At 67.5% G+C, this 17587-nt stretch carries 17 protein-coding genes; 12 read left to right on the top strand and 5 right to left on the bottom strand.

Translation table 11 applies throughout. The features are described 5' to 3' along the window. Positions 1–76 precede the first annotated feature (76 nt). From ACWKSV_RS11900 to ACWKSV_RS11940, 9 genes are read left to right on the top strand one after another with little or no spacing between them, the layout of a single operon-like run. On the top strand, positions 77–382 hold the full coding sequence (locus ACWKSV_RS11900; protein ID WP_056435631.1) for an STAS domain-containing protein: 306 nt from the start codon (positions 77–79) through the stop codon (positions 380–382). Between the two features lie 12 nt (positions 383–394). Then, complete coding sequence (locus tag ACWKSV_RS11905) at positions 395–2641, top strand: chemotaxis protein CheA (RefSeq protein WP_076713987.1); 2247 nt, start codon at positions 395–397, stop codon at positions 2639–2641. Beyond that, positions 2638–3507: a CheR family methyltransferase gene (locus tag ACWKSV_RS11910; RefSeq protein ID WP_172839597.1), complete on the top strand. Its 870-nt coding sequence runs from the start codon at positions 2638–2640 to the stop codon at positions 3505–3507. Before ACWKSV_RS11905 ends, ACWKSV_RS11910 begins: the two co-directional genes overlap by 4 nt. After that, complete coding sequence (locus ACWKSV_RS11915) at positions 3507–4523, top strand: protein-glutamate methylesterase/protein-glutamine glutaminase (RefSeq protein ID WP_042485438.1); 1017 nt, start codon at positions 3507–3509, stop codon at positions 4521–4523. Before ACWKSV_RS11910 ends, ACWKSV_RS11915 begins: the two co-directional genes overlap by 1 nt. Before the next feature lie 8 nt (positions 4524–4531). Then, positions 4532–5140, top strand: coding sequence for a chemotaxis protein CheD (locus ACWKSV_RS11920; RefSeq protein ID WP_237243461.1), 609 nt, complete (start codon positions 4532–4534; stop codon positions 5138–5140). Between the two features lie 32 nt (positions 5141–5172). Beyond that, positions 5173–5550 (top strand): response regulator, encoded by a 378-nt coding sequence (locus tag ACWKSV_RS11925; protein ID WP_076717716.1) that lies wholly within the window; start codon positions 5173–5175, stop codon positions 5548–5550. 25 nt (positions 5551–5575) lie between these two features. Continuing rightward, entirely contained in the window at positions 5576–6019 is a 444-nt protein-coding gene (locus tag ACWKSV_RS11930; protein WP_042485432.1) for a chemotaxis protein CheW, read from the top strand. A gap of 49 nt (positions 6020–6068) precedes the next feature. Then, a complete protein-coding gene (locus ACWKSV_RS11935) occupies positions 6069–7073 on the top strand; it encodes a chemotaxis protein CheB (protein ID WP_076713989.1) in 1005 nt (334 codons plus the stop codon). 11 nt (positions 7074–7084) lie between these two features. After that, positions 7085–7351, top strand: coding sequence for a hypothetical protein (locus tag ACWKSV_RS11940; RefSeq protein WP_236697066.1), 267 nt, complete (start codon positions 7085–7087; stop codon positions 7349–7351). Positions 7352–7381: 30 nt separating this feature from the next. On the opposite strand, the gene ACWKSV_RS11945 is transcribed toward ACWKSV_RS11940, so the two are convergent. The 4 genes from ACWKSV_RS11945 to ACWKSV_RS11960 form a co-directional block, all read right to left on the bottom strand. Continuing rightward, positions 7382–7885 (bottom strand): helix-turn-helix domain-containing protein, encoded by a 504-nt coding sequence (locus ACWKSV_RS11945; protein ID WP_156884142.1) that lies wholly within the window; start codon positions 7883–7885, stop codon positions 7382–7384. Between the two features lie 207 nt (positions 7886–8092). Then, positions 8093–10936, bottom strand: a complete 2844-nt coding sequence (locus ACWKSV_RS11950; RefSeq protein WP_076713992.1) for a TonB-dependent receptor domain-containing protein — start codon at positions 10934–10936, stop codon at positions 8093–8095. 282 nt (positions 10937–11218) lie between these two features. After that, positions 11219–12031 carry a ferredoxin--NADP reductase gene (locus ACWKSV_RS11955; RefSeq protein WP_056435650.1) on the bottom strand — a complete coding sequence of 271 codons (813 nt, stop codon included), beginning with the start codon at positions 12029–12031 and terminating at the stop codon, positions 11219–11221. A gap of 85 nt (positions 12032–12116) precedes the next feature. Next, positions 12117–14372, bottom strand: a complete 2256-nt coding sequence (locus ACWKSV_RS11960) for a TonB-dependent siderophore receptor (protein WP_083706507.1) — start codon at positions 14370–14372, stop codon at positions 12117–12119. A gap of 139 nt (positions 14373–14511) precedes the next feature. On the opposite strand from ACWKSV_RS11960, the gene ACWKSV_RS11965 reads away from it, so the two are divergent. From ACWKSV_RS11965 to ACWKSV_RS11975, 3 genes are read left to right on the top strand one after another with little or no spacing between them, the layout of a single operon-like run. Continuing rightward, a complete protein-coding gene (locus tag ACWKSV_RS11965; protein ID WP_076713996.1) occupies positions 14512–14778 on the top strand; it encodes a hypothetical protein in 267 nt (88 codons plus the stop codon). After that, on the top strand, positions 14775–16334 hold the full coding sequence (locus ACWKSV_RS11970; RefSeq protein WP_191864643.1) for a PepSY domain-containing protein: 1560 nt from the start codon (positions 14775–14777) through the stop codon (positions 16332–16334). Before ACWKSV_RS11965 ends, ACWKSV_RS11970 begins: the two co-directional genes overlap by 4 nt. Continuing rightward, positions 16327–16701 carry a DUF3325 family protein gene (locus ACWKSV_RS11975; protein ID WP_191864644.1) on the top strand — a complete coding sequence of 125 codons (375 nt, stop codon included), beginning with the start codon at positions 16327–16329 and terminating at the stop codon, positions 16699–16701. The genes ACWKSV_RS11970 and ACWKSV_RS11975 overlap by 8 nt, the downstream gene beginning before the upstream one ends. Here ACWKSV_RS11975 and ACWKSV_RS11980 read toward each other — a convergent pair. After that, a complete protein-coding gene (locus tag ACWKSV_RS11980) occupies positions 16607–17542 on the bottom strand; it encodes a glutaminase (protein WP_076714000.1) in 936 nt (311 codons plus the stop codon). The two genes, ACWKSV_RS11975 and ACWKSV_RS11980, sit on opposite strands and share 95 nt — an antisense overlap. Positions 17543–17587: the final 45 nt, after the last annotated feature.

Here is a 17587-nt window from a genome sequence, read left to right on the forward strand (position 1 = left end):
GGCATGCGCAGGCGGCCCGGCCGGGGGCAAAGCGTAAAATTCGGTTAACCCACGCTTTCTTAACGACCTTCGCGCCATGCTGCCCCCCGAAACCCGCGACTGGAGTCTCGCCGTGACCGCTCTGTCCCTTGCCCCCGTGCTCGACACCGCCGCCGCCGTTCCGCTGCGTCAGGCGCTGCTCGACCTGATCGCGTCGGGCGACCCGATCACGCTCGACGGGTCGCAGGTGGCGCAGGCGGGCCAGGCCTGCCTCCAGGTGCTGGCCAGCGCCCAGGCGATGGCGGCGTCGATCCCGACCGATTTCGAACTGAACAGCCCATCCGAGCCGCTGGCTTCGATGATCGCGCTGGCGGGGCTCGACAGCCTCGTCGCCGCCGCCTGAAAGGCCTGACCGATGAACCTCGACGAGATTCAGCAGATTTTCTTCCAGGAATGCGAAGAAGGTCTCGGCGCGCTCGAAACCGCCTTTGCCGACCTGAAGCGTGACCGCCACGATGACGAGACGATCAACACGGTCTTCCGGTCGGTCCACTCGATCAAGGGCGGGGCGGGCGCCTTCGGACATGAGCGGCTCCAGCATTTCTCCCACCATTACGAAACCCTGCTGGACCTGATTCGCAACGGCACGCTGCCGCTGAGCGAACCGCTGATCGACCTGATCGTCGCGGCGTTCGACACGCTGGCCGACCATGTCGCCGCCGCACGCGGCGAGGGCGGCATGCCCGCCGACCAGGCGATGCTCGACCGGCTGGCCGCCGCCGCCCAGGGCGAGATCGGTGGCGCAGCGGCTGCCGTCGCCGAGCCGGAACCGGTCGCCGATATCGCTTTCGCCGCCCCGACCTCCGATGTCGCCGCCGCCGCGCTGGACGATTTCGACGCGCTGTTCGCGATGCTCGAGGACCCGGCCCCCGCCGCCGAACCCGCCGGCCCGGCCGAGTGGATCGTCTCGGTGTATCCCGGCCCGCGTGCCTTCGACCATGGTGCCGAGCCGATGCTGGCGTTGCGCGAATTGTCGCGCATGGGCGGTCGCACGCTGGCGGCCGACCTGTCCGAGCTGCCGCAGCTCGACGGGCTGGATGCCGAGCGTGCCTATATCGGCGTGACCATGGCGCTGCCGGGTATGCTGGACGAGGACGATATCCGCGCGGTCTTCGATTTTGCCGATCCGCAATGCCGTCTGACCGTCACCCGCGCCGATTCCGCAATGGCCTTCGCCGAGCCCGAGATCGTGGTCGAACCGGCCATTGCCGAGCCGATGGCCGATGTGATCCCGTTGCCGGTCGCGGCCCCGGCGCCCGTGGCGCCGCCGGTCGCCGCACCGACGCCCGCGCCCGTCATCGCCGCGCCTGCTCCGGCCGCGGCCCCCGCCCCCGCACCGGCTGCTCCGCCCGCACCGGTCGTGTCGGTGGTCGAGGCGGCGAGCAGCCCGCGTGTCGCCGCCGCCGCCGCCCAGACGATCCGGGTCGACCTCGACAAGCTGGATCGGCTGGTCAACCTGGTCGGCGAGCTGGTCATCACCCAGGCGATGCTGGCACAACGCCTGTCGGAAAACGAGATGGGCTCGATCCCCGAGCTGTCCGACCTCGACCACCTGACGCGTGAGCTTCAGGATTCGACCATGGCGATCCGTGCGCAGCCGATGAAGACCGTCTTCAGCCGCGTGCCGCGCATCATCCGCGAACTGGAGGTCGAGACCGGCAAGCGTGTCCGCCTGGAAGTCGAGGGCGAGATGACCGAGGTCGACAAGACCGTGGTCGAGCGCATCGGCGAGCCGCTGACCCATCTGATCCGCAATGCCGTCGACCATGGCCTGGAAACCCCCGCCGATCGCAAGGCGGCGGGCAAGGACGGCGAGGGCGTCGTGACCCTGTCGGCCGCGCACCAGTCGGGCCGGATCGTCATCACCGTGGCCGATGACGGACGCGGTATCGACCGCGCGCGCGTCAAGGCCAAGGCGATCGAGCGCGGCATCATCGCCCCCGATGCGCAGCTGTCCGAGGAAGAGATCGACAATCTGATCTTCGCCCCCGGTTTCTCGACCGCCGCCGTCGTCTCCAACATTTCGGGCCGCGGCGTCGGCATGGACGTGGTTCGCAAGAACATCCAGGCGCTGGGCGGCCGCATCGGCATCCAGTCCGAACTGGGCAAGGGATCGAGCTTCTCGCTCAGCCTGCCGCTGACGCTTGCCGTGCTCGACGGCATGATCGTCACCGTCGGCGACCAGACCTTCGTCATCCCGCTGACCCATATCGTCGAGAGCCTGCGTCCGGGCATCGACGAGGTGCATGTCGTGGGCGGCCAGTCGCCGCTGCTCGACGTGCGCGGCACCTATGTCCCCGTCCACCGCGTCGGCGAGCAACTGGGCGTGACCGGCGCGATCGCCAAGCCCGAAAACGCGGTGCTGATCGTGGTCGAAAGCGACCAGGGTCAGGCGGTGCTGATGGTCGACTCGATCCAGGACCAGCGTCAGGTGGTCGTGAAGAGCCTGGAGGCGAACTACCGCGCCATTCACGGGCTGGCCGGTGCGACCATCCTGGGCGACGGCCGGGTCGCGCTCATTCTCGATGTCGATGCGCTGATCGGCCGCTGGCGCCGCGACGGGCGCGGGCCGAGCGCCTTCCTCGAGGACATGGCCGCGTGAACGCACTCGCCGCCCTGGCGTCGCGCGAACCGCAGCGGGAGATGGAGTTCGCCTTTTCGGCGTCCGACCACCGCGCGATCGCCGACATCATCTACGCCGAATCGGGCATCCTGCTGCCCGAGAGCAAGGCGAAGCTGATCTATGGGCGGCTGGCCCGGCGCCTGCGCGCCTGTGGGCTGAGCAACTTCCCCGATTATCTCGCGCTGATCGCCAGCGATCCGGCCGAGCGGGCGCGAGCGGTCGACTCGCTGACCACCAACCACACCTCCTTCTTCCGCGAAAATCATCATTTCGAACATTTCCGCGACCAGCTCTGGCCCGGTTTCTCGCAGCGTCTGGCGAGCGGCGGGCGGGTGCGGGTCTGGTCCGCCGCCTGTTCCAGCGGCGAGGAACCCTATTCGCTGATGATGACGATCGCGGGCCAGGATGTCCGCGCCGCTGAGAAGCTGGCGACCCAGGATTTCCGCGTGCTGGCGACCGACCTGTCGCCCAGCGTGATCGCGACCGCACGCGCGGGCCGCTATCCGCTGGACACCACCCGCGCCATGCCCGCCGCGATGCGATCGACCTGGTGTCGCCGCGTCGGCGATACGGACGAACTGCTCCCCGCGCTGCGCAACCCGATTGCGTTTCGTGAACTCAACCTGCTTCGCAACTGGCCAATGCGGCGGCCCTTCGATGTGATCTTCTGCCGCAACGTCATGATCTACTTCGACGACCCGACCAAAGCCCAATTGCTCGCCCGCTTCGCCGACCAGCTGGTCGACGGCGGCACCCTTTATATTGGTCATGCCGAGCGCATCCCGCCGGAAGTATCGGCGCGCTTTCACTGCATCGGTCGCACCGCTTTCCAGAAAGTATCCTGATGGCCGTACGTACCCTGATTGTCGACGATTCCCCCACCATGCGAGCGCTGATCGCGGGCATGCTGAGTCGCGACCCCGATATCGAAGTGGTCGGCGCCGCCAACGGCCCGCACCAGGCACGTGAGATGATCAAGGCGCTCGATCCCGATGTCATCACGCTGGACGTCGAGATGCCCGACATGAACGGCCTCGACTTCCTCGAGCGTGTGATGCGGCTGCGTCCGATGCCGGTCGTCATGCTCTCCACCCTGACCCAGGCGGGTGCGGACACCACGATCCGCGCGCTGGAGCTGGGCGCGGTCGAATGCTGCGCCAAGCCCGCGACCAACTGCATCGACCCGCGCATCGCCGAAAGCGTGAAGGCCGCCGCCAGCAGCCGCCGGATCCGCGTGCGCGACATGGCGCCCGCTGCGCCCACGCCGATGGCCGATTTCAAGCCGATCCCCGGCTCGCTGATCGCGATCGGCGCGTCGACCGGCGGCGTCGAGGCGCTGATCCAGGTGCTGAGCGGCTTTCCGGCCAACTGCCCGCCGACCGTCATCTGCCAGCATATGCCCGCCACCTTCACGACCAGCTTCGCCGCCCGGCTCGACCGGCTGTCCAAGCCGACCGTGACCGAGGCGCGTCATGGCCAGCCGCTGGTGGCGGGCCATGTCTATCTGGCACCCGGCGGCACGCATCACATGGAGGTGGGCGGCGTCGACGGCCAGTATCGCGCGCGCCTGATCCCCGACGATCCGGTCAGCGGCCATCGTCCCTCGGTCGACCGGCTGTTCCACAGCGTCGCCAAGACGGTCGGGGCCAAGGCGGTGGGCGCCATCCTGACCGGCATGGGCCGGGACGGAGCCGACGGCCTGCTCGCCATGCGCGGCAAGGGATGCATGACCATCGGCCAGGATCGCGACAGCTGCGTCGTCTATGGCATGCCCGGCGTCGCCCAGGATATCGGCGCGGTGACCAGGCAGCTGACGCTGACCCGGATCGCGCCCGCACTGATCGACCGGTGCCGGGCGTGATCCAGGCCATGCCCCATCAGCCGCCGCCCTTCGCCCCGCCGCCGCAGCCTTCCCCGCTGACCCGGCTGGCGAACCGCGACGGGCTTCGCCGAATCAACGTCATCCAGGGCGAGACGCGAGTCAGCCAGGACAAGGACGTGGTGCTGACGACCGTGCTCGGCAGCTGCATTTCGGCGTGCCTGTACGATCCGATTGCCGGAATCGGCGGATTGAATCACTTTTTGCTCGCCGAACCGGGCGTCGCGGAAACCGATCCTAAATCCATGCAGCGCTATGGTGTGTATGCGATGGAAGTTCTGATCAACGCGATGATGGCGCTCGGCGCACAGCGGCACAGCCTGAAGGCCAGGCTGTTCGGTGGCGCGATGATGCGTGACGGCTTTCGCGACATCGGCACCGCCAATGCGCAGTTCGCCCGCCGCTTCCTGGCGGACGAGCGGATCGCGCTGGTCGGTGAGGATGTCGGCGGCGTCAGCGCCCGCCGCGTCGAGTTCCGCCCCGCACTCGGCCTGGCCCGGTGCCGCCACGTGACCGACACGGCCATGCCGCCGCCGCGCGCCGCGCGACCCGTTCCGCCACCCCCACCCGCCGCGACCGGCGATGTGGAATTCTTCTAATGTCTCTCGATCCTCACCGGAAAGGCCAGTTCGTGTCCCAACTCATCATGACCGTGGACGATTCGCCCAGCATGAGAATGCTTCTGCGCGCCGCGCTCACCGATATGGGATATCGGGTGCTCGAGGCCGAGGACGGCGTCCATGCGCTCGACACGCTGGACGCGGTGACGGCCGACACCGCGCCCGACCTGGTCATCACCGACATCAACATGCCCCGCATGGATGGTTTCGGCCTGATCGAGGCGCTGCGCCGCCAGCCCGGCCACCGCAACCTGCCCATCCTGGTGCTGACCACCGAAAGCTCGGACGAGAAGAAAGCGCGTGCGCGCGAAGCGGGCGCCACCGGCTGGATCGTCAAGCCGTTCAATCCCGAAAAGCTCGCCGCGGCCATCCGCCGCGTGCTGCACTGATCCCCTTTTCCTGAGGAACCCGACCATGTCGCGTCAGCTCATCACGTTCCAGCTCGGCGACCAGATCCTGGGCGTCGACATCATGGCCATCCGCGAGATCCGCGCCTGGTCGCCCGCGACCCCGCTGCCCAACGTCCCTGCCCATGTGCGCGGCGTGGTGAATCTGCGCGGCGTGGTCCTGCCGGTGCTCGACCTGCGCCACCGGCTGGGCTGGGGCGTGACCGATCCCAGCGCGCGCCATGTCATCATCGTGGTGCGGATCGGCGAGCAGCTTCAGGGCCTGATCGTCGATGCGGTGAACGACATCGTGACCATCCCGCCCGAGGCGATGCAGCCGCTGCCCGACATGGGCGACGCGACGGCCGCGCATTATCTGGAAGGGCTGGCCACGATCGAACAGCGGCTGATCCTGATCCTGGCGCTTGATCGCCTGACCGACAGCGTGACATTGACGGCCGAAGCCGCGTAATCCCGGTTTTTCAAGACGTAACGGCGTTTCCGTTGGAAGGTATTGAGTAATGGCGGACGTTAAGGTTCTGGTCGTGGACGACTCGCTGACGATGCGGGTCCTCATCTCGGGCGCGCTCGAACGCATCAAGGGCGTGCAGGTGGTGGGGGCCGCCGACGGTGCGGCCGAAGCGCGCAAGATGGTCGACCAGTATCGCCCCGAGGTGATGACGCTGGACGTCGAGATGCCCGGCATGAGCGGCCTGGAATATCTCGCCGAGATCATGGAGGAGCGGCCGATGCCGGTCATCATGTTCTCGACCCGGACTGCCGCGGGCGCCACGGAATCGGTCGAGGCGCTGCGCCTCGGCGCGATCGACTGTTTCCCCAAACCCAAGGTCGCGGTGCAGGCCGAACTGGACGCGATCATCGGCAAGCTGGGCAAGCGCATCAAGTCGGCGCGCAATGCCGATCTGAAGCGCGGCAAGGCCGCCAAGAGCCGCAAGGGCCCCGTCGCCGACATCAACTGGAACGGCCGCCTGCTGGCGATCGGCGCGGATGCCGCCAATACCCAGGCGCTGTTCGACCTGTTCCAGAACTTCCCCGCCAACTGCCCGCCGACCCTGGTCGTGCAGCAGATGTCGCCGGGCCTGCTGACCCCGATGATCGAGCAGCTGCGTGAGCAGATCGCGCCCAAGGTCGTCGAGGCGACCGACGGGATGAAGGTGGAACAGGGCACCATCTATTTCGCGCCGCAGGGCGATACGCATATGGTCGTCGATACCTGGCCGAACGGCACATTGCGCCTGTTGGCCCGCGAGCCGGTGGCGGGCGAGCGTCCGTCCATCTCGCTGCTCTTCGCCTCGGTCGCCAAGGCGGCGGGCGGCAACGGCCTGGGCGTGCTGCTGGCGCTGGACGACGAGGACGGCTCGGCGGGTCTGCGCGCGATGCTGGCGGGGGGCGCCTATGCCATCGGCCGCAACGGCACCGACTTCACGCTGAACAAGGGCGCGGTGTCGCAGCCGGTGGCGGGCGATGCGATCTTCGCCAACATCGTGAAACTGTGCAGCAAATGACGGAGGGGGCCATGGAACCGGCCCTTGCCCGGGCGCTGGCGGACGAGCTGGTCGAACTGACCCGTTCGCTCGCCGACCTGGCCTATGAACTGGGCAGCGATCCCGACACGCTGCGCCGCCATATGGTCAGCATCCAGGCGGTCGACCGGATCACCCAGTCGCAACTGGCGATCGCCGATATCCTGCGGTCCGACGCGCCGGTCGCGGCGCGGATCGACGGGGTGACGCTGGAGACGCTGGCCGACCGGCTGCGCACGCGGATGGCCAAGGCGGCCTGACACCGCCGCCCCGGCCCTCGCTCTTATCCGTCAGGCGACCGGTTTGGCGGCCATCGCCGGGCGCATCGCGATCCGCTCGACCAGCGGGCGCAGACCCTCCAGCCATTGCCCGACCGAGGCGCGCGTCCCCTCGCTCAGGCTCAGCAGCGCCAGCCGACGATCGGTCGGATGCGGCGTGCTGTGGAACATCCCCATCGATACCAGCATGTTGATCCAGCGGACCGCCGTGGTGCGCGGCACCCCCGACGCGCGGTAACAGGCGCTGGTTTCCACGCTGCGTCCCGCTTCTTCCTCCAGGAAGACGAACAGCAGCATGTCGAAGGCCGGATCGGCGAACAGGTCCGGGTTAAAGAATCCCCCGATCCCTTCCCGCGCGGCGCGCAGGATCGAACCGATATCAGCCGAACTGATCCGCTTTTCATGATCCTGACGGACCATCGATTCCACGGCGGCGAGTTCGTCCCGAATCCGGCGAAGGCGATCGTCGATCGCATCCCCCAGATCGTCGACCTGCCCGTGATAGCGGTCACTCATGACCTCTCCGCCCCGATCCATGTACCCCCCGCTATCGACGCCGGCCGACATCACTTCATCGGATTTATTCCGTTTCCGTAGCAGCGCCGCAATTCCTAAGGGGGCGGGATGCCAGCGAAATTAGTCTAGGTTAACCAAAATCTTGCGCTAGCGATCCCAATTTGATCCCGTTTCGGATGTGCTTTTCCCGACAAAGGGCCTGATCTTTCAGAAGAAGAGCTTGCGGATCGACAATCGGACGGTTCGGCCCAGCGGATCGAGATAGCCCGGCTGATAGCCGATCGGCACGGTACCATTGGCATCGGTCACGCGCTGCCGCTGGTTGAACAGATTGTCGAAGGACAGGCTGACCCGCGTCCCGCGCAGCCAGGGATGCGCCTTCAACAGGTCCAGCCGCTGGCCCAGATCGGCGAACAGGCGCAGGTCGACCGTCGCCAGGCTGCCGAAATCGAGCGCCTGCGGATTGGCGGGGGTGCCGCCATTGACCCGCGTCGCGCTCTGCCAGTTGCCCGACAGGCGCACACCGATGCCGTTGTTGGAATAGCCCGCCTGCGCTTCCAGCTGATGCCGCGAGGTGCCGCCGCTCGACCCGATCGCATCGCCGCGCAGCAGATCGAGGACCGGGCCACCCTCTGCCACCGTCACCCGGTCGGCAAAGGTCCAGGTGTGATAGAGCGCGAACTGCACACGCCCGCCGCCACCGCCGCGTCCGCCACCAAAGCCGCCGCCCCGGAAACCGCCGCCGCCCGGCCCGCCACCGGGTCCGCCCGCGCCGGGACCACCCGGACCACTAGGCCCGCCCGCACCCGGACTATCGGGACCACCCTGCCCCTCGCGACGCGGACCTTCGCCGTCGCCACGACGGCCGGGAAAGTTCAGCCCGGCAAAGGGATTGGGGCCGGTGCCGGCGCGAAACGCCTCCAGCTCCTTCTGGATCTTCGACTTGATCGGCTTGGAGACGTTAAAGCCCCAGCGCAGCTGCGACCGCTCGGTGTTCGCAAAGTTGATCGGGCGCGAATCGACGCGCAGCAGGTTGCCCGCGGCATCGCGCGTGAAACGGTCGGGGAACGCCGCCTCGATCGCGGCGGTCGGCGTCGGGAAGGACGCGATCGGATCGTCGGTGTCGATCCGGTAATAATTGGCGGTCAGGTTGATGTCGCGGTCGCGCCACGGCTTCAGCGTCAGACCCAGCTTCATGACATGGCGATTGTCCGCGACCAGATTCGGATTGCCGCCCGTCACCGCCGTGATCGTCGCGGTCGTGCCGCGCACATAGTCGAACAGGCGGACATTGGGCGTGGTGATCGACGGGTTGCCGAGCTGCTGCGCGGTCGGGGCATCCTCCTGATCGGTCCAGGAGGCGATGACGCGAACGCCCTCCAGCGGCGACCAGTTGGCGCCATAGCCGACCGTGGTCAGCGTGCCGAAGTCCGACAGGTGATCCGCCCCGACATTCAGGTTCAGCGACAGGTCGCCGATCGCGCTCAGGATCTGGCGGTTACGATTGGCGATCGGCAGGTCCAGATTGGCCTGGCCGTTGACGATGTCGCGCGACACGTCACCCGATTGTGGCATGCCGAACCGGGTCGAGCTGCTGGAGAAATCGCTGGTCTGCCCGCCCACCTTCACGCTGGCCTGCACATCGCCCGCGGGCAGCGCGAAGACCCGGCCGTTGAGCAGCGCATCGACCTGCCCCGACGAAGACGTCGACCGCGCGAAATTGCGCGCCGCCAGACCCAGTCCGTCGAGCGGTCCATAAGGATTGGCGGTCGGATCGCCCGCGTTCAGCCTGGCCTGCAACCCCGCCACGTCCAGTCCGGTATCGGTGGCCACCCGGCTTTCGGCCCGGTCATAGGCGCCCGTCACCGACCAGCGCCACCGTCCCAGATCGCCGTTGAACACCGTGCCCAGATGGGCGGTCAGCCCGGTATTGTTCTGGACCAACGGACCATAGGCAGTGGTCAACCGGCTGACCGTCGCGGTCGTCCCGAACGGCGAATAGGGATTGCCCGCAGGCAGCACCAGATTGGCCGAGGGCAGGCCGTTCCAGCTGTTGCTCTGCGTCGTCTGCACCTCGGCATTGAATGAGGCGGACACCTTGTCGAAGATGTTGCGCGAATAGACGATGTTGGCGTCCCATTGCCGCTGCGCCGATTGCAGCGTGCGATAGGGGGTGACGTCGGTGCCGGTCGCCGGGCTGCCCGCGAGCTGCGCCAGCGACGGCGCGGCGGTCAGGCCGCCGGGCACGCCCACCACGCTGGGGCTGGTGCCGGTCAGCGCGGCGAGGCCAGGGTCGGCGGTGACGATGTTGCCGCCCAGCGACGCATTGGACGCGGGTGCGACGATGCCGCGCTCCGCCTCGGTCAGGCGCGAGGTTTCGGAATAATCGGTGTGGATGCTCAACCGCTTGTCGCGGCGGATCTGCAACCAGTCGAGCTTGCCCTGCCCCGTCGCCGAGCCGCCCTCGGTCGGCACCTTGCCCACCGCCTCGGCCGCCAGCGAGCGGAAGCGCGGGCGCAGGACGAAGTTCACCACCTTCTGGTCGGCGCGATAGCCGTATTTCAACGCGACTTCCTCGGGGAAGATATCGACGCGCTGGATGGCCTCGGTCGGCAGATCGCGGATTTCCTGGAAGCCCGCGATACGGCGACCGTTGAGCAGGATCACCGGCGATCCGCCGCGCCCGCTGGTCGTCTGCGGCGCGAGTTCGGTGAGCAGGTCGGAGACACTCGACACGCCATAGGAGCGGATATCGGCGGGGCTGAGTTGCTGGTCGGGCGGAATGTCGCCGATCACCTTGCCCGGTTCGCGTCGCGCGGTGACGACGACGTCGGGTTCGGCCTCCTCGCCTTCCTCCTCGGCCTCGGGCTGTGCCTGGGTATGGGGCAGGCTGGCCGTCTGCGCTTGCGGTGTCGCGGTCGCGGTTGCGGGGACGGCGGGGTTGGAAGCCGTCGAAGGGGCCGGGGCCTGCGGGGCAGGCTCGGTCGAGACCTGCGCCTGTGCGATCGCCGGCATCGCACTCGCCAGCATCAAACCCGCCCAAAGCCGCATGTCCGTCCCTTTTCCCTTGCCCAAGGCTTGGGCGTTAGGACGCAAATGTCGCACAAATGTGCCGCCCGCGATGACAAATGTCGCTGACTGAAAAACCAGATAAAACGATGTCGACCCCGGCGAAGGCCGGGGCCCAGCTTCGGCGCAGTCCGTGGCGCGCCAAACAACGCGGGGGAGGCATTGGCGATCGACTCGCCTTTGCCTCCCCTGACATGTTCCGCGCACTTTCAGCCTTTCGGAAACTGGGCCCCGGCCTTCGCCGGGGAACAGAAGCGGCGGGATTTACCCAGCGAACGCCTTTTCGATCACGTACGCGCCCGGCTGCGCGTTGGAGCCTTCGGGGAAGCCCATTTCCTCGAACTTGGCGCCCAGCGACTTGATCATCTCCATGCTGCCGCACATCATGATCCGGTCGGTTTCCGGGTTGAAGCCGTGCGCGCTGGGGAGTCCGGCGAACAACCGGCCATCCTCTATCAGGGCGTCGATGCGGCCGGTCGTGTGGAACGGTTCGCGCGTGACGGTCGGGATATAGTGGAACTTCTCCTGCGCGACGTCGCCGACCAGCGGATCCTCGGCCAGCTTGCCCGCCAGCTCGTCATGGAAGGCCAGGTCGCTGACCCGGCGCACCGAGTGGACGATGATGACCTCGTCGAACATGTCGTAGATATCCGGGTCGCGCGCCACCGACAGGAACGGCGCCAGGCCGGTGCCGGTCGACAGCATGAACAGCCGCTTGCCGGGCAGCAGCGCGTCGGCCACCAGGGTGCCGGTCGGCTTGCGGCCCAAATAGATGTTGTCGCCCGGCTGCACCTTTTGCAGCTTGCTGGTCAGCGGGCCGTCCTCGACCTTGATCGACAGGAAATCCAGCTTCTCGTCATAGGATGGGCTGGCGACAGAATAGGCACGGAGCAGCGGCTTGCCGTTGTCGCCCTGCAAGCCGATCATCACGAACTCGCCCGAACGGAAACGGAAGCTGTCGGGGCGCGACACCGAGAAGGAGAAGAGATGCTCGTTCCAGTGATGGACGCTCTGAACCGTCTCGACGCTCAGCGCCGTGGTCGGGGTCAGTTCGGGCAGGGCAGTATCGGTCGACAAACCTCAAAACTCCTTTGCGCCCCTTGCCCGCCGATCGGTCGGCGGGACGGGCGGATACGTCAAATGCGAATGAATCGGGTGCGCCTTACCAAGAATAGCGCAGGCTGCCTACAAAGGTCCGCGATGCCCCGTAATAGCAGCCATTGTTGAAGAAACAGCTGGTGATGTGGCGCTTGTCGAACAGGTTGGCGACATTGGCGGTCAGGCTCAGCCCCTCCATCGCAGGGCTGACCCGGCCGAGATCGTAACCCAGCATCAGGTCGGCGAGCCAGTAATCGGGCGACTGGAAACGGCGGACGACGGTGCGGCCTGCGGCGACGGTGGTCGCAGTGCCATCCGATTCGCCGACATAGCGCACCCCTGCCCCCAGGCTCAGGCCGCCCAGCGCGCTGCCGACACCCGCCTTGCCCAGATCATAGGACAGGAAGCTCGACGCGCTCCATTGCGGCACGCCCAGGGGCCGCGTGCCGGTGACGCCGCTCATCTGGTCGCCGGTGCCGACCACGGGCGTGCCCTGCCGGACATAGGGGTCGTTATAGGTGGCGGCGACGACCACGTCGAAGCCGGGGGCGACCGTGCCGCGCCCGTCCAGTTCGATCCCGCGCACCGAGACCTCGCCGATCTGCACCTGCGAATTGCTGGGGATATTGCCGGTGCCCGCACGCGGATCGGCGACCGGCACGTTGCGGCGGCGCAGGTCGAAGGCGGACAGGGTGAACAAGGCGGTCGTGCCGCGCGGCTGATATTTCAGCCCCGCCTCATATTGGCGGCCGGTGACGGGGATGAAGTTGCTGCCGTCCCAGGTGCTGCCCGCCTGAGGCTCGAAGCTTTCCGAATAGCTGACGAAGGGCGAGAGGCCGATCTTCGTTTCGTACAGCGCGCCCAGCCGGGTGGTGAACGCCGTCTGGTTCAGACGGGTGACGGCATTGGTGTTCAGATTCTGCGTCGTCTGGTTGTAGGTGTCCCAACGCCCGCTGGCGATCAGTTGCAGGCCCCCGATCGCGATCTGGTCCTGCAGATAGACGCCGACCTGATCGCGCTTGGTGTAATTGTGGGTCTGATTGATCGGGAAGCTGGGCAGCGGTACGCCATAGACTGGCGCGAACAGGCTGAGATTGGGGATGTTGAACACCGGGTTGGCGTTCTGCCCGGTGAAGAACGCCTGGTAATTCTCGCCGCGATTATGCTGCCAGTCGACGCCGCCCAATATGGTGTGCTTGACCGGGCCGGTGTCGAGCTTGCCGACCAGATGATTGTCGATCGTGAAGGTCTGGAACGCTTCATCAGATCCGCCGCCGCCGCGTTGCAGGGTCGAGAGATCGCTATTCCCGCCGCGCGTGACATAGCCCGAGCCATAGATTTGCCGGTAATGCAGCCCGATTGCGAGGTAACGCGCGTTGGTGGTCCAGCTCAGCCGATCGTTCAGGTCATGGCGGAACAGGATCGTCGCCGATTTCTGCGTCCGGTCGAACGCCTCGTAGGACGGCTCCGAGGTGTTGAAATCGACCGGCAGCACGCCGAACGGATTGGGCAGCGCCGAGCCATAGACGGGTACGCCGCTATACGACCCCGACTCGGGATCGCGCTGATAGTTGAGGATCAGCGTCACGCTGGTCGCCGGGTCGGGCGCGAAGGTCAGCATGGGGCGCGCATAATAGCGGCGATTGGCGGTGTTGCGGATGAAGCCGTCCGATTCCTCGGCACCTGCGATCATCCGGAACAGCCAGCGGTCATTCTCATCGAGCGGCTGGTTCACGTCGATGCTGGAGCGCAGCAGCGCATAATTGCCCGCCGCCAGCTCGATCCGCCCGCCGGCCCCCGCATAGGGCAGCTTGCTGGTCAGGTTGACGAGGCCGCCGGGCGTGCCCGAGCCATAGGTGACGCCCGCCGGGCCCTTCACCACATCGACCGACTCGACCAGATGGAAATCGATCTGCGGGCTGGCATAGACGCCGCCCATCAGCCGCATCCCGTCCATGAACACGCCGGGCGCGAAGCCGCGCAGGAACAACTGGTCGTAGCGGGTGGCGACATTGCCGCGCTGGTTGGGCGCGACACCCGCGACATAGCCAAGCGCCTGGTTGATCGACAGCGCGTTGCGCCGGGTCAGTTCCTCCTGGTCGATCACGGTGATGCTCTGCGCCGTCGCGATCAGCGGCACGTCGGTCTTGGTGCCCGAGGACGCGCTCTTCTTCTCGCGCTGCCCCTCGACCACGATGTCCTCGTTGCGCAGCCGCTGCTGATCGTCGTCGGGCAGCGTCATCGCATGAGCCGGGAGCGCGCTGCCCAGCATTCCCCCGGTGGCGCACGCTGCCAGCAACGCTCCGCGAAGTGCGCGCATAAATTTACTCCCTGCTATTGATAGTGACTCTCAAATGCTGCTAAAGCGATGCCATCGGGATGACAAGGGGAAAGCGCGGGTGGCATCGGGCCAAGCCATTGACGAACAAGGCGGAGGCCGTTGGCGGAGCGGTGTCGCCATGGCTTGGCGCTGGATCACGACGATTCTCGGTGGTTATGCCTTTGCCGTCGCCGCCGCGATGCTGACCGCGCGCCTGCTCCCCGCGCCCGATGCGACGGCGCGGGTCGAGGCGACCGGCTGGCCGATGATCCTGTCCTTCCTTGTCTATGCCGGGATCGGCCTCTGGGCGCTGCACGAGGTCCGGTTGGGCCGGGTCAGCGCGGTGATCTGGGGCGGGGCGATCGTGATGGCGGTGACGCTCAAGCTGCTGGGCGTGCGGCCGTGAGCGCTGCGGCGGCGCGGCGCGGGCTGCGACAGACCATGGCCTGGGCGCATGGCTGGCTGGGCCTGATCGCCGGGTGGATCCTGTTCACCATGTTCCTGACCGGCACCTCGGCCTATTTCCGGCCCGAGATCACCCGCTGGATGCAGCCCGAAATCCGTGCCGAGGCCGCCCCGCCGGCGCAGGCGGCGGACTCGGCGGTCCGTTACCTGTCGCGGGTCGGGCCGGACGATCGGCAATGGTATATCTACCTGCCCGACGCGCGCACGGTCGCGACGCGCATCTTCCGCATCCCCGCCAAGCCCGATCCCAAGATGCGCGGCGACGAACTGGACCTCGATCCGGTCAGCGGCGCCCCCCTGACCGCGCGCGAGACCAAGGGCGGCGAGCAATTCTATCGCTTCCATTTCCAGCTTCAGCTGCCGCACCCCTGGGGTCGCTGGCTGGCGGGGCTGTGCGCGATGGCGATGCTGGGCGCGATCATCTCGGGCGTCATCACGCATAAGCGCATCTTCGCCGACTTCTTCACGTTGCGCTGGAACAAGGGGCAGCGCAGCTGGCTCGACGCGCACAATGTCTCGGCGGTGCTCGGCCTGCCCTATCATGCGATGATCACCTATACCGGGCTGATCACGCTGGTGACGATGTACATGCCCTGGCCGGTGCTGATGAACTATGCCTCGCCCGCCCAGTTCATGCAGACCGCCTATGGCACCCCGGCCGACGTGCCCGCCAGCGGCGTACGGCGTCCGCTGGTCGCGATCGCACCGCTGGTGCGCGATGCCGAACAGCGGCTGGGCGGCCCCGCCACCCGCGTCATCGTCCAGAATCCCGGCGATGCGGCGGCGCGTATCACCATCGCCCAAGCCAAGCGCGGCGCGATCAATTCGCGTACCCCCATCGCCACCTATGACGGCGCGACCGGCCGGTTCCTCAGCCGCAGCGGCGATGCCGCCGTCGCGATCGATACGGCGGGCGTCATGCTGGGCCTGCACCTCGCCACCTTCGCCGGACCGGCACTGCGCTGGGCCTATTTCGTGATGGGGCTGACCGGCGCGGCGATGGTCGGCACCGGCCTGCTGCTGTGGACCGCCAAGCGACGCAAGCCGGGTACCGCGCCCTTCTTCGGCCTGAAGCTGGCCGAGCGGCTGAACATCACGGTGATCGCCGCCTTTCCGGCGGGCATGGCTGCCTATCTGCTCGCCAACCGGCTGATCCCGGCCACGCTGGAGGGTCGCGCGGACATGGAAGTGTCGGCGATGTTCTGGACCTGGGGCCTGCTGGCACTGGCGCAGCTCGGCCTGCCCGCACGCCGCGCCTGGACCGTGCTGTTCGCCATCGCCGCCGCTTTCTGGACCGCGATTCCCGTGGTCAACGCGCTGACCACCGCGCGCTGGCTGATCCCTTCGCTGCTCGACGGCGACCAGCTGTTCGTCGCCTTCGACCTGTCCTGTCTGGCCATCGGCATCGGCTTTGCCGCCGCCGCCCGGATCAGCGCCCGCCCCGCCCCCAAAACCCCCGGCCGGTCGCGCCGGACCATGGAGCCTGCCCATGCTTGATACGATCGCCCTTTGCTTCGTCGGCTTCTGGCTGCTCGCCGCCGGGTCCTATCGCCATGCCAAGGAGGCGGGGACGCTGCATGACGCACGGCTGCGCACCGGATTGAAGCTGCTCGGCGGCGCGGTGCTGCTGCTGGCGCTGTCGGGTTGCGGCACGGCGGTCACGGGCGAGCGGATCGTGCGCATCTTCGGCGCCGCCTCGATCGCCGGGATCGCGCTCAACCTGATCCTGTCGGTGCGCGCGCAGGCGGCCTTTGCGCCCCTGCGGGCGGTCAACCGGCTTGCGGGTCGAACACGGACCAGCCCGTCCGCTGCACCAGCCGTTCGAGCGCCAGCGTACCAAGCTGCGAATTCCCGCGCGCGTTGAGGCCGGGCGACCAGACGGCGATCGAGGCGCGGCCGGGCACGATCGCCAATATGCCGCCGCCCACCCCCGACTTGCCCGGCAGGCCGACGCGAAAGGCGAACTCGCCCGACCCGTCATAATGGCCGCAGCTCATCATCAGGGCATTGATGCGCCGCGCGCGCTGGGGTGACACGACCGAGCGCCCCGTCCCGGAATTGACGCCCCGCGCCATCAGGTAACGCCCCGCCAGCGCCAGCTGCCGACAGCTCATCGCCAGCGCGCAGAAGTGGAAATAGACGCCCAGCACGCGCTCGACGGGGTGATGCAGATTGCCGAAGGCGCGCATGTAATGGGCCAGCGCCTGGTTGCGGTGGCCGGTTTCCATCTCGGCTTGCGCCACGGCGGCATCGATGACGATGTCGTCCTCCCCCGCCAGCGCACGCACGAAGCGTAGCAACTCGCCGATCGCCTCGCGCGGTTCGTGGTTGCCCAGGATCACATCGGCGACGACGATCGCACCCGCATTGATGAACGGATTGCGCGGGATGCCGTGCTCGGTTTCCAGCTGCACGATCGAGTTGAACGCGGTCCCCGACGGTTCGCGCCCCACCCGCCGCCACAGCTGGTCGCCGACCGCGCCCAGCGCCAGGGTCAGCGCGAAGACCTTGGAGATGCTCTGGATCGAGAAGCTCTCCTCGGCATCGCCCGCCAGATGGCACTGGCCGTCCGCCTCGACGATGGCGATGCCGAAACGCTGCGGGTCGATGTCCGACAGCGCGGGGATATAATCGGCGGGCGTGCCCCGGTCGGGGGCTTCGGCCATTTCGGCGGCGATATCGGCGACGATCGCGGACAGGTCCATGGCCCCGTGGTGCCGTGCGCGGGCTGCTTTGTCGAGCGCCGCGAA

The sequence above is a fragment of the Sphingomonas sp. SphC10 genome, from assembly GCF_057004845.1.

Excerpts from the sequence above, each read along its gene's own strand:
- ACWKSV_RS11950 (WP_076713992.1), bottom strand. The coding sequence starts at position 10,936 with ATGCGGCTTTGGGCGGGTTTGATGCTGGCGAGTGCGATGCCGGCGATC.
- ACWKSV_RS11960 (WP_083706507.1), bottom strand. The coding sequence starts at position 14,372 with ATGCGCGCACTTCGCGGAGCGTTGCTGGCAGCGTGCGCCACCGGGGGA.
- ACWKSV_RS11945 (WP_156884142.1), bottom strand. The coding sequence starts at position 7,885 with ATGAGTGACCGCTATCACGGGCAGGTCGACGATCTGGGGGATGCGATC.
- ACWKSV_RS11900 (WP_056435631.1), top strand. The coding sequence starts at position 77 with ATGCTGCCCCCCGAAACCCGCGACTGGAGTCTCGCCGTGACCGCTCTG.
- ACWKSV_RS11965 (WP_076713996.1), top strand. The coding sequence starts at position 14,512 with ATGGCTTGGCGCTGGATCACGACGATTCTCGGTGGTTATGCCTTTGCC.
- ACWKSV_RS11975 (WP_191864644.1), top strand. The coding sequence starts at position 16,327 with ATGCTTGATACGATCGCCCTTTGCTTCGTCGGCTTCTGGCTGCTCGCC.
- ACWKSV_RS11920 (WP_237243461.1), top strand. The coding sequence starts at position 4,532 with ATGCCCCATCAGCCGCCGCCCTTCGCCCCGCCGCCGCAGCCTTCCCCG.
- ACWKSV_RS11905 (WP_076713987.1), top strand. The coding sequence starts at position 395 with ATGAACCTCGACGAGATTCAGCAGATTTTCTTCCAGGAATGCGAAGAA.
- ACWKSV_RS11915 (WP_042485438.1), top strand. The coding sequence starts at position 3,507 with ATGGCCGTACGTACCCTGATTGTCGACGATTCCCCCACCATGCGAGCG.
- ACWKSV_RS11930 (WP_042485432.1), top strand. The coding sequence starts at position 5,576 with ATGTCGCGTCAGCTCATCACGTTCCAGCTCGGCGACCAGATCCTGGGC.
- ACWKSV_RS11935 (WP_076713989.1), top strand. The coding sequence starts at position 6,069 with ATGGCGGACGTTAAGGTTCTGGTCGTGGACGACTCGCTGACGATGCGG.
- ACWKSV_RS11940 (WP_236697066.1), top strand. The coding sequence starts at position 7,085 with ATGGAACCGGCCCTTGCCCGGGCGCTGGCGGACGAGCTGGTCGAACTG.
- ACWKSV_RS11980 (WP_076714000.1), bottom strand. The coding sequence starts at position 17,542 with ATGGACCTGTCCGCGATCGTCGCCGATATCGCCGCCGAAATGGCCGAA.